At 67.2% G+C, this 11,703-nt stretch carries 10 protein-coding genes; 4 read left to right on the top strand and 6 right to left on the bottom strand.

Translation table 11 applies throughout. The features are described 5' to 3' along the window. Positions 1-44: 44 nt before the first annotated feature. The 4 genes from BMX36_RS11015 to BMX36_RS11030 all read right to left on the bottom strand — a co-directional run bounded on the left by BMX36_RS11015 (position 45) and on the right by BMX36_RS11030 (position 2,816). A complete protein-coding gene (locus tag BMX36_RS11015; RefSeq protein WP_093065546.1) occupies positions 45-914 on the bottom strand; it encodes an NAD(P)H-hydrate dehydratase in 870 nt (289 codons plus the stop codon). After that, positions 911-1,672: a histidine phosphatase family protein gene (locus BMX36_RS11020; RefSeq protein WP_093065548.1), complete on the bottom strand. Its 762-nt coding sequence runs from the start codon at positions 1,670-1,672 to the stop codon at positions 911-913. Before BMX36_RS11020 ends, BMX36_RS11015 begins: the two co-directional genes overlap by 4 nt. Before the next feature lie 107 nt (positions 1,673-1,779). Next, a complete protein-coding gene (locus tag BMX36_RS11025) occupies positions 1,780-2,451 on the bottom strand; it encodes a spermidine synthase (protein ID WP_093065550.1) in 672 nt (223 codons plus the stop codon). Next, the gene (locus BMX36_RS11030; RefSeq protein WP_066780144.1) at positions 2,448-2,816 is read right to left on the bottom strand and encodes a DUF6481 family protein; all 369 of its coding nucleotides are present in this window, start codon (positions 2,814-2,816) and stop codon (positions 2,448-2,450) included. Before BMX36_RS11030 ends, BMX36_RS11025 begins: the two co-directional genes overlap by 4 nt. A 267-nt stretch (positions 2,817-3,083) precedes the next feature. On the opposite strand from BMX36_RS11030, the gene BMX36_RS11035 reads away from it, so the two are divergent. Then, complete coding sequence (locus tag BMX36_RS11035; protein WP_093065552.1) at positions 3,084-4,340, top strand: serine hydrolase domain-containing protein; 1,257 nt, start codon at positions 3,084-3,086, stop codon at positions 4,338-4,340. 52 nt (positions 4,341-4,392) lie between these two features. Further along, positions 4,393-5,862: a CYTH and CHAD domain-containing protein gene (locus tag BMX36_RS11040; RefSeq protein ID WP_093065554.1), complete on the top strand. Its 1,470-nt coding sequence runs from the start codon at positions 4,393-4,395 to the stop codon at positions 5,860-5,862. 6 nt (positions 5,863-5,868) lie between these two features. Here BMX36_RS11040 and BMX36_RS11045 read toward each other — a convergent pair whose 3' ends face one another. Both BMX36_RS11045 and BMX36_RS11050 read right to left on the bottom strand, forming a co-directional pair. Beyond that, positions 5,869-7,200 carry an Hsp70 family protein gene (locus BMX36_RS11045; protein ID WP_093065556.1) on the bottom strand — a complete coding sequence of 444 codons (1,332 nt, stop codon included), beginning with the start codon at positions 7,198-7,200 and terminating at the stop codon, positions 5,869-5,871. Positions 7,201-7,377: 177 nt separating this feature from the next. After that, the gene (locus BMX36_RS11050; protein WP_066780139.1) at positions 7,378-8,097 is read right to left on the bottom strand and encodes a c-type cytochrome; all 720 of its coding nucleotides are present in this window, start codon (positions 8,095-8,097) and stop codon (positions 7,378-7,380) included. 100 nt (positions 8,098-8,197) lie between these two features. Between BMX36_RS11050 and BMX36_RS11055 the strand changes: the two genes are divergently transcribed. After that, entirely contained in the window at positions 8,198-9,088 is an 891-nt protein-coding gene (locus BMX36_RS11055; RefSeq protein ID WP_093065558.1) for a prephenate dehydratase, read from the top strand. Between the two features lie 99 nt (positions 9,089-9,187). Further along, positions 9,188-11,299 (top strand): S9 family peptidase, encoded by a 2,112-nt coding sequence (locus BMX36_RS11060; protein ID WP_093065560.1) that lies wholly within the window; start codon positions 9,188-9,190, stop codon positions 11,297-11,299. Positions 11,300-11,703 lie beyond the last annotated feature (404 nt).

The raw sequence follows: 11,703 nt of genomic DNA on the forward strand, positions 1-11,703 counted from the left end.
CAGGCGCAGGAGCGACCGGGAAAACTCGTCTTCCGTCTGGCGAATCAGCGCGGAAGCAATCCGGACAGCAAGGGCGGCAGTTCGCGCGCCAGAAAGCCGACCGGGCCGCTGCGCATCGCCAGCGTCCGACCCGCTTCGCCGTGCAGCCAAACGCCCCAAGCGGCCGCGTCGAACAGCGGCAGGCCACGCGCGACGAGGCCACCGATGGCGCCGACCAGCACGTCGCCGGAGCCGCCAGTACCCAGCCCCGGCCCGCCACCGGCATATTGGAGCAGGTCGCCCCTGGCGGGCGCAATCACCGATTGCGCGTCCTTGAGCACAACGACTGCGCCGAACCGTCGCGCCACATCGCCTGCGTGGCGTTGAAGGTCGCTGCGCACCTCATCTTCGTCACAGCCGAGCAGGCCAGCCATCTCGCCGGGGTGAGGCGTCATGACGAGTCGTCCGCGTAGTGGCTCAAGCACCGTCTCCATGCCATGGAGGCATGCGACTGCGGCGGCATCAAGGATCATCGGGACCTCGACCGGCCCTTGTGCCACGCGGCTGACGAGGCGAGCAGCCGCCGCCTTGTCGGTCATTCCCGGACCGATGAGGGCGACGTCGACGCGGGTGAGCGCCTGTTCCAGCGTCTGCGGCGGATCGTCCGCAATCTCGCCGGCCGCATCCTCCGGCAGCGCCAGAACACGCGCCTCGGGAAAGCGCACGCCCAAGGGGATCGCCGCCGACGCGATCGTTGCGAGCTGGATCTTTCCTGCACCCACCCGAAGGGCTGCCTCCCCAGTCAGGGCGATGGCGCCAGGCACGTGCGCAGATCCGCCGACCACCAGCAGGCGGCCGCGCGCGTCCTTGTCCGTGCCTGCGTCGATCGCCTTGATGGGGTGGGTTGCCCGCCAGGCGGCATCCAGCGGAATCACCGCCGCACCGCCGCGGCATCGGGCTCCGCAGTAACGGCCACGCTGCTCGTATCCACCGCCCGCACATCATTGTACCGCACCAGCGCCAGCTTGCCGGATGCGCCAAGCGTCGGATCGAAGCGATACTCGGTGACCGAGCAATTCGCGACTTCGCCGGTACGGTCGATCGCGATGATCTCCTCCTCCGTCATGTTCTCAATGACATAGCGCAGGCAAAGCACCACCACCTGATGCGCGACAATCATCACCCGCTGTCCGGCATGATGCAGGGCGACCGTGTCCATCAACGCGCGGAGCCGAAGGATCACATCGCACCAGCTCTCGCCGCCAGGGGGCCGGTGATAGAATTTGCCCAGCAGCCGGCGGAACTCCGCCTGATCCGGCTGGATCGCGGCGATCCCCCGCGTCGTCAGCCCGTCGAGGATGCCGAACTCCTTTTCGCGCAGCCGCTCATCAAGGCAGATCGGCTCGTCACCGGCCGCGCCGCCGGCAGCGCGAAAGAGCCGCGCCGTCTCACGGGCGCGCACATAAGGAGAAGCGAGCAACACCTCCGGCCGTTCGTTTGGCGCCTGTGCCGCAAACCATGAGCCCAGCGCGGACGCCTGAGCCTCGCCGCGCGGGGAAAGAGGCACATCCACGTCACGCGCCGTCAAGGCGATGCGATGTTCCCCGGCACTGTATGCCGCCTGTCGCGCGACGTTGCCGGCACTTTCACCATGCCGCACGATCCATAGCCGCTCAGGCCAGCGTCCGGCCATCGACCACCTCTGATCCGCTGAATCTCACCATTGCAGGTCCATCTCCGTCTCTCCGATGTCCAAGCATGGGAGCGGCAGAGAGTTCCCGACCGGGGATGCGGCGCCGGTCAGGACCGGCGTGCGAACCAGATGATGTGCGTGGCGCCCTTGCCATTGTCGCGCGCGCGCACGCGCACCTCGTCCACACCAAAACCGGCCTGCGACAGGCGGCGCGCGAAGACGGGATCGGGCGCGGCCGACCAGACCGCCAGAACGCCGCCGGGCTTCAGCGCGTGTCTGGCCGCGGCCAGGCCGCGGATGGAGTAGATGCCGTCATTGGCCGGACGGGTGAGGCCATCCGGGCCGTTATCCACGTCCAGCATGATCGCATCATAGCTGCCGGCGGCGCGCCGGATCGCCTCCCCGACGTCGCCCATTTCCAGCGTGACGCGCGGATCGTCGAGGCATCCGGCGGTGAGATCGGCCATCGGGCCGCGCGCCCATTCGATAATGCCGGGCACCAGCTCGGCAACGGTGATTCCCGCGTCCGGGCCGAGTCGATCGAGAACGGCACGCAGCGTGAAGCCCATGCCATAGCCACCGATCAGCAGCCGGGGCGCGGGATGCCCGGCCAGCCGATCGCATGTCATGGTGCCAAGCGCGACTTCAGAGCCGCTCATCCGCGTGCTCATCAGCTCGTTGCGATCGAGCACGATCATGAAGTCAGCGCCGCGCCGGAACAGCCGCAGTGGCGGTCCGCCCGGGACCTCCGCGATGCCGATCAGCTCCCGCGGGGTCACCCGCGCTGGCGCGCCTTGCGTGCAGCGTAGCGTGCGTCGCGCGCGGCCTTCAGCTCCGCCGGCGTCGGCACCTTGATCGGAGCGGCACGACGGGCGGCGGCGAGTCGCTCCGCCTCCGCATCGGCTTCGGCCTGGGCCTTGGCGCGCGCTTCCGCCCGGGCTGCCTTCTCGCTTTCGATCGCCGCGCGGTGCGCCGCACGACGCTCAGCCGCTGCCGTCTCACGCGCCTCTAGCGCGGCGGCGCGGGCTGCTGCTGCCTCCGGATCAAGCGCCGGTTTGTTGCGCAGTTTTTCCAGTGCGCGCTGCTTTGCTTCTCGGGACGCGGTTGCGCGTTCGCCGAAGTTGGGAATCTTAGCTCCTGCCATGCCGGCGCTCGTTAGCAGAAACTGGCGCAGGAGAAAGGGTTAATCCGGCCGACCCGGATCAACCGACCGGTCCGCGACCCGACGCCGAGGGGCAAACCAACACCCTAAACGCCTGAACCGCCATGCTTTCGCCGGCCGCGGGCAACACTCGGCCGGGCGAGAATCGGCCGCCCACGTACCGCTTCCGGCTCGACGTGGCCTGTTTTGGGTGGAATGGCGTTGCCGCGGCCTTCGGTCGGTTCAACAGCATTCCAATCAGGAAATTCGATGCACGGTACGTGGAAGAAGCCGCGGAGTGGAAACAGGATTACCGTCATCGCCGCCCTGGCGCTGCTCGCCGGCGTGGGATCAACCCTGGCGTTCACGTCCAGGCAGCCGGCGGACACCGCGGATCCCATCACGTCCAAGATGCGCCCGCTGCCCGTGACCCGCGCAGACCCGCCGCGCGTGAATTACCAGCAGCTCGATCGGCGGATCGCGCGGCTGATGCAGGAGCCGAACATGGTCGGCCTTGCCGTCGCCACGGTGGAGCGCGGCCGGCTGCGCTTCATCCGTGGCTATGGCGAGACGCAGGCGGGATCGGGCGATCCGGTCACGCCGGACACGGTGTTCCGCTGGGCATCGCTGTCCAAGGGCGTGGCATCGGCCCTGGTCACCAAGCTGGCGGGCGAGAACCGCCTGTCGCTGGACGCGCCGCTGTCCGCCATGGGCACCACCCTCACCCTGCCCGGCGACACGCACAACGCCACGGTGGCGGACCTGCTGTCCCATCGGCTGGGGCTGGTCCGCAATGCCTGGGACGACCGGCTGGAGGCGGGCGCCGATCCCAAGGCGATCCGTGCGGAGCTTGGCACCCTGCCCCCGTTCTGCAAGCCGGGTACCTGCTACGCCTATCAGAATATCGCCTATGACGCGGCGTCGGAGATCGTGGAGCGAACGACGGGTCAGGATTATGCCACCGCCGCGCGCGCACGACTGTTCACCCCATTGGGCATGAGCAACGCCAGCGTAGGTCGTGCTGGTCTGGAGGCAGCGGCGAGCTGGGCCAAGCCCCATCACATGGCGCGCAGGCCAGTGAGCGTGAACGATTATTATTATCGAGTCCCCGCCGCCGGCGGGGTGAATTCATCCGTCCGCGATCTCACACGCTGGATGCTGGCCCAGATGGGAGCCGCGCCGAAGGTGCTGCCGCAGCCGCTGCTGGAAGCGATGCACCGCCCGCGCGTCGACACGCCGCCGCACGGCCCGCGCGCGGCGATGGATCGCGCGCTCACCGACGCGGCTTACGGCCTGGGCTGGCGCAGCTACCATTATGCCGGCCACAGCCTGGTCGGACATCGCGGCTCGGTCGACGGATATGGATCACTGATCCTGTTCGACCCGGCCGATCACAGCGGCATCGTGATGCTGTGGAACAGCAACCGGCATGTCGCCGCGCGGCTTCAGCTGGAATTCTTCGACATGCTGTACGGGCTCGCCCCGACAGACTGGCTGGAACTGCCGGACAAGCCGCTGACCCGGTAAGGCGCGCTGGCGCCCTTGTGGATCAAAGCCGGTTCCCGGCGATTGTCTGTGCATGACCAGAAGCGCAGCAGGCGAGCGACCGACCGAGATCGAGCTGAAGCTGGAGACTGATGCCAATGCGGCCGCGTCGCTGCGCCAATCGGCGATGCTGACCGGCAGCGCCGGGTCGGAACGGGAGCAGTTCACCACCTATTTCGATACGCCCGATGCGGATCTGCGCGCCGCTGGCGTCTCGCTGCGGGTGCGCCGGATCGGCGAGCGCCACATCCAGACCATCAAGGCCGGCGGCCCTGCCACGGCCGGCATCTTCGCCCGCCCGGAATGGGAGCGGGAGATTGCGGGGCCTGGCCCCGACATGGACGACCTCGCACCGCTGCATGGCGTGGTGGGCGACAGCGCCCCCGTTCGCCTGCGTCCCGTGTTCACCATCGCTGTCCGGCGCCATAGCTGGGAGATCGAGCGCTCCGGTACCGCGATCGAGCTGGTCGCGGACGAGGGGACGGTTTCCGTAGAAGACCGCCACGCCGCGGTGGCCGAGATCGAAGCCGAGTTGATGAGCGGCGACCCCGCGGCATTGTTCGCGCTCGCGCGGGACCTAGGCCGCGAGGTGCCGCTGCGCCTTGGCGTGCTGACAAAGGCAGAGCGCGGTTATCGCCTGGCGGAAAACCTGCTGCACCGGCCGGCCAAGGCAGAGCGCGTCGAACTGGACGAAGGAGCGAATGTCGCACAGGCGTTCGCCGCAATTGCCGGTTCATGCCTGCGCCAGTTTCGCCTCAACGAAGACGCGCTGCGCAAGAACCCGCAGCCGGATGCCCTGCATCAGGCGCGGGTCGCGCTGCGACGGCTGCGGTCGGCCCTGTCGATCTTCAAGCCCGTGCTCGCCGACGACCGCTTCGACCATTTCGCGGCGGAGCTACGCCGGCTGGCCCATGCGCTTGGCGAGGCACGCGATCTCGACGTGCTGGTAGGACGGCTGGGCCCGAACGCCGACCCCGCGATCCACACCGCCCGCGAGCAGGCCTATGCCGCTGCCTTGGCCACGCTCGATACGCAGCGGACGCGCGACCTGATGATCGACCTGGTTGCCTGGATCACGGTTGGTGAGTGGCGCGTACGTCCGGTCGATCCGGCCGTGGTCGAGCAGCCGGCCGAAGATTTCGCCGCCGCCTCGCTCCGCCGACTACGTCGCCGGCTTAAGAAGCGTGGGCAGGATCTCGACACGCTGGACGATGAGCAGCGGCATCGCGTTCGCATTCTCGCCAAGAAGCTGCGTTATGTTGCGGAGTTCTTCGAAAGCCTGTTCACGGGCAAGAAGGCCCGGCGGCGCTACAAGGCGTTTCGCAAGCGGCTGGCCGCGCTTCAGGAGGACCTGGGCGAACTGAACGACCTTGCCACCGCGCCGGCGCTGCTGAAGCGGTTCGATCTCGACGAACAAGCCTGCTCGCCGGATCGCCGCGAAGCGCTGATCGCGGATGCGGCGAAGGCGCATCGCTCGCTGATCAAGGCCGAACGCTTCTGGTAAGCGGGATCAGACGCTCCACTCCGCAACGTCCGCCTGCTCGCCGATCAATGCCAGCCCATGCGCGATTGACGTCAGCTCATTCCCCGATGCGATCCGCTCACCGCCGAACCGGCGTTCGAAGATCGCGCGGATTGCCGGGATCAGCGACGACCCGCCCGTCAGGAACACCCGGTCGATCGCGCGCGGCTCCATCCCGGCCCGGACGAGCGCCGTCTCCATCGTTTCCTCGATGCGGCGCAGGTCGGCCGCGATCCATTGTTCAAAGTCGGCGCGGGTGACCGGTGCGGCGATCGAGACCCCACCGCCCTCGAAGCGGAAAAACGCTTCCTCGGCCTGCGACAATTCCCGCTTCACCCGCCCGACCGCGTCATAGAGCGGAAAACCCTGTTCGTTCTCGATCAGCGCAATCATGCGCCCGACGGCCTTGCGATCGCTGGCGTCGCGCTGTAGCCGGCGCAGTTCCTCAAGGGTGCGACGATTGCGCATCAGGGCAAGCCGCGACCAATCGGCGAAATCGGCGAAATAGCCGCCAGGTATGTCCAGCAGCTTCCCGAATGAGCGGTAGGTCGTGCCCTTGCCGATCAGTGGCAGGACCAGCCGGTCCATCAGCCGCTGATCGAAGCGATCGCCGGCGATGCCGATGCCGGCGGAGGACAGCGGTACACAGCGGCGGGCGGTGCCGGGCTCCGCCACGCGGACGATCGAGAAGTCCGTCGTGCCGCCGCCAAAATCCGCAACCAGGATGGTCGCGGGCTCGGTCAGTTGCGCGGCATAGCTGTAGGCGGCGCCAAGCGGCTCATAGACATAGTGGATGCTGGTGCCGAACCCGTGGAACATCGCGTCGTAACGCTGCCGCGCGAGTGCTTCGTCGGGGCGGGCGCCGGCATATTGCACCGGACGGCCGATGACGATCCGCGATGGCCGGGCATCCAGCCGGCCGCCGGCATGGCCGACCAGCCTGCGCAGGAACCGCTGGCCTAGATCTTCGAAGCGGAACGGCTTGCCGAAGATCAGCGCGCGCTCGAACGTCGCGCTGGCCGCCACCGTCTTGAACGATTGCACGAACCTGCTGTCGAGCGGCGAGCCGAGATATTCCTCGATCGCCCAAGGGCCCGCTTCATGCGCCACGCCGTTCCAGCCGGAATCGTCTTCCCAGAAGCACAAGGCGGAACGGAACACCGGCCCGTGGAACGCCTCACCCGCAAAATCGACCAATCGCGAGTCGCCGGCGCCGTCGGCCTGAGCGACGACGGTATTGGTCGTGCCGAAATCCACGCCGAGCGCGGGCGCGCCTTTGTCCACGATCTGCTCCTCTGTCGTGGCCGGATGAGCCGCCATGCGGGATGGCGCTTGGCGGGGCGCCATTACTGGCGTCCGCGCGATGTTCAATGCCAGCAATGAGAAGCATTGCCGCGAGAGGGGGGGGTGTGCCGTCAGGAAAGCGAGCGTCTTATCCTGACATCTATGATCCCCGGCCCGGCGCGCCGCAGCGCGGACGGGCCCGGGCGGAAGCGATCAGCGACCGGTCTGCTTCTGCGCCGCCGGATCCACCGAAGGCGCCCCGCTGGCCGGCGTGGCGGTGTTGGCGATGTCGCCGGTCTGGCCACGCACGTCCTTTTCCACGGCGTCCACGGCATTCGCGGCGCCCGGCGCGGCCCCGCCGCCACCCTCGACCGCATTGCCGCCCTCGGTCGCCGCCGGCGCACCAGCCGCAGGCGCGGCGGGCAGCGGCAGGTTGGAGCCCTGCTGGTTGAGATAGGCGAGGAGATTAGCGCGATCCTGCGGGTTCGACAGGCCGGCGAAGGTCATCTTCGTGCCCGGTGCGAACTTACGCGGGCTTGTGAGCCACGCGTTCATCTTCTCGAAGTCCCAGGTGCCGCCGACCTTCTTCAGCGCATCCGTATAGGCGAAGCCCGCATGGCCGGCGACCGGCTTGCCCAGCGTCGCATACAGGTTCGGGCCGATACCGGCCGCGCCACCCTGCGTGGCGGTGTGGCACGCGGCGCACTTCTTGAACACGTCCGCGCCCTTGGCGGGATCAGCGGTGCCGAGCAGCGATGCGATCGGCACTTCGGCGGCAGCCCCGCCGCCTTCTTCCTCAGCGGCCTCAATGGCGTAACCCGGCTTCTCGACCTCGCCCGAGTGGAAGACCATGCCGCCGACGATCGACAGCCCAAGCGCGGCGCCGCAGGCAGCAAGAACCCAGCCTGCAATCGTGTTGGTCCGATCATCCATGTCGTGCGGTTACCCCTCCAAAGTCGTGCGTCCATAGAAAAGCCGTCAACGGTCGGCAAGCGCTTGAGACGAAGATGATCGTCGCTTAGCGGGCAGATCGATGGAAAATTTCGCCGCGCCCGCCCGTCCGATCGTTGCCGACATGATCGCCGCCGCCTCCCAAGCGCCCGAACGCACCGTTGCGTTCCAGGGCGCGCCGGGCGCCAACAGCCATGTCGCGGTGAGCGAAGCCTTTCCCGATGCCCTGCCGCTGCCGTGCTTTTCCTTCGAGGATGCGATCGATGCGGTGAAGCGCGGGACGGCGGACCGGGCGATGATCCCGATCGAGAATTCGCTGCACGGCCGGGTGGCGGACATCCACTTCCTGCTGCCCGAATCGGGGCTGGTGATCACCGGCGAGCACTTCCTGCCGATCCGCCATGCCCTGATGGGCGTGGGCACGCGCGACGACGTGCGCGAGGCGATGAGCCACCCGCAGGCGCTGGGGCAGTGCCGCCACTGGCTGAAGGCGCACGATATCCGCCCCGTGTCCTACCCCGACACCGCCGGCGCCGCCGCGCTGGTGGCGGAACAGGCGGATGCCGGCATCGCCGCGCTCGCCCCGCCGGCTGCCGCGGGGATCTATGGCCTGAACCTGCTCGCCACCGACATCGCGGACGCGGACCACAACATGACCCGCTTCGTCGTCCTCGCGCGCGGTGGCCGCCCGGCGGCGGGCGAGGGGCCGTGGATGACCACCTTCATCTTCGAGGTGAAGAACGTTCCCGCAGCGCTCTACAAGGCGCTGGGCGGCTTCGCCACCAATGGCGTCAACATGACGAAGCTGGAAAGCTACCAGCGAGGCGGCACTTTCGCGGCGACCGATTTCTACTGCGACATCGAAGGCAAGCCGGGCGACGAGAATGTCGACCGCGCGCTGGAGGAACTGGGCTTTCAGACGAAATGGGTCCGCATCCTCGGCACGTACCGGCAGGCGCGCAAGCGCGGCTGAAAACATCGCAACCGGCGCCACTGCTACGCGGCGCACCTTGCGTCCCGCTCCTCCTGTCGTATCACTCGCAACGACAGAGTGAACGGGAGCGGGGTGAGAATGCGCAAGATGTTGCTGGCGGGCGTGGTCCTCGCCCTATCCACCGGGGCAGCGGCGCAGGGCACGCCAAGCGCGCCGCGCGCGGCCAAGAAGCCGCATGAGGTGAAATCCCCCAACGGCATCCGCAACGACGAATATTACTGGCTGCGCGACGACACGCGCAAGAACCCGGACATGCTGGCCTATCTGCAGGCCGAGAACGCCTATGCCGACGCGCAGCTCGCCACGCTGAAGCCGCTTCAGGACACATTGTACCAGGAGACGGTGAGCCACATCAAACAGGATGACAGCTCCGTTCCCTATCGGAAGAACGGCTATTGGTATCAGACCCGCTTCGACACCGGGGCCGACTATCCGGTGATCGAGCGCCGCAAGGGCGATCGCGATGCCCCGGCGGAACTGATGTTCGACCAGCCGGCGATGGCCAAGGGGCACAGCTTCTTCGCGCTGTCGGATTGGGCGGTCAGCCCCGACAACCGCCTGGTCGCCTATGCCGAGGACCTGGTCGGCCGCCGGCAATATACGGTGAAGGTGAAGGACCTCGCGACCGGGCAGCTCCTGGCCGACACAATCACCAATGCGGAACCCAACATCGTTTGGGCCGGCGACAATCGCACGATCCTGTACGTCGCCAAGGATCCCACGACGCTCCGTGGCTACAAGGTGATGGCGCATGTCCTGGGCACGCCGGTGCAGCAGGACAGGACGCTGTACGAAGAGAAGGACGACACCTTCCAGATGGGGATCACGCGCACCAGCGATGATCGCTTCATCTGCATCGTCGTCCAGTCCACCGTCAGCGACGAGCAACGCTGCGCCCCCGCGGCCACGCCTGCGACGTTCCAGACACTTGCGCCGCGCAAGCGTGAGCTGCGCTACCAGGCGGATCATATGGACGGTCGCTGGATCGTCCGCACGAACCTTCGCGCCAAGAACTATACGCTGATGACCGTCGCAGACGGCGCGGCCGGTGGCGGCACGGCTTCGTGGAAGGACCTGACACCCGCCAGCGACGCCGTCTTCATCGAAGGCTTCAAGCCGTTCACCGGCTTCATCGCCGTTGATCAGCGCGAGGGCGGCAACCGCATGATCCGGGTGCTCGATTCCGCTGGCAAGTCGCTGCCGGTAAAGGCCGATGAGCCCGCTTATCGCATGGCACTGGACGTCAACGAGGAGCCGGATACCCCCTGGGTGCGCTACACCTATGGCTCGCTGGTGACGCCGACCACCACCTATGAGGTGAATGCGAAAACGGGCGAGCGGCGCGTGCTGAAGGTCGCGCCGGTGCCCGGCTATGATCCCGCCAATTACGTCACGGAGCGCGTCTGGGCGACCGCGCGCGACGGCACGAAGATCCCGGTCAGCCTCGTGCACCGCAAGGACGTGAAGCGCGACGGCACCGCGCCGCTGTTCCAATATGCCTATGGCAGCTACGGCAATTCGATGGACCCGGCGGTCGATCCCGGGCGGATCGGCCTGCTCGATCGCGGCGTCGTCTATGCCCTCGCCCACATCCGCGGCGGTCAGGAAATGGGCCGCCAATGGTATGATGACGGCCATCTGCTGAACAAGAAGAACAGCTTCACCGACTTCATCGACGTGACCCGCTATCTCGTGGCGCAGAAATATGCCGCAAAGGGCCGCGTCGCCGCCATGGGCGGATCCGCCGGCGGGCTGCTGATGGGTGCAGTCGCGAACATGGCACCCGAGGATTACAAGGTGATCGTGGCCCAGGTGCCGTTTGTCGACGTGGTGACCACGATGCTCGACGCGTCGATCCCGCTCACCACGTTCGAATATGACGAATGGGGCAACCCGGCGCAGAAGCAATATTATGAGTATATGCTGAGCTACTCGCCTTATGATCAGGTGGCGGCGAAGGCCTATCCCGCCATGTATGTCGGCACCGGCCTGTGGGACAGCCAGGTGCAATATTACGAGCCGGCCAAGTGGGTCGCGCGCCTGCGCGACAAGAAGACGGACAACAATCCGCTGCTGTTCCGCGTGAACATGGAAGCCGGCCATGGCGGCAAGTCCGGCCGGTTCGAACGCTATCGCCAGAATGCCGAATGGGGCGCGTTCGTGCTTCAGCAGTTGGACGTGGTGGGCTGAGGCTTGGCATGACGGTCCTGTGCGGGCCCTTCTGAGACGCTTCAGTCCCGCCACACACAGGCTGCGTCATCCCACCCCCTCGGCGCCGCGTGCGGCGTCGCTGGGAGCGGGCTCGTGCCGGGATCCACTGTTCCGTACCTTCGGTAGCGTGAGGTCCGTGGAGCGCTGGATGCTGGGACAAGCCCGGCATGACGGTGGGGGACGAAACTTGGTTGGCCTTAGCTGAACAAGCGCCCTTTGCTTCCCGGCGAAGGCTGGGGCCCCAGTAGGATAAGTCATGGAATGCGCAGCGTGCTATCACGCGCGTCTTTCCAACTGGACCCCGGCCTTCGCCGGGGAACTGGTTCGGATCAGATGGATCTGACTTCAAGCGCCGGGTGGCCCCGAGCCGCAATCTTGCTGCT

This window comes from Sphingomonas sp. OV641, from assembly GCF_900109205.1.
In the GTDB taxonomy this organism is placed as follows: Bacteria; Pseudomonadota; Alphaproteobacteria; order Sphingomonadales; family Sphingomonadaceae; genus Sphingomonas.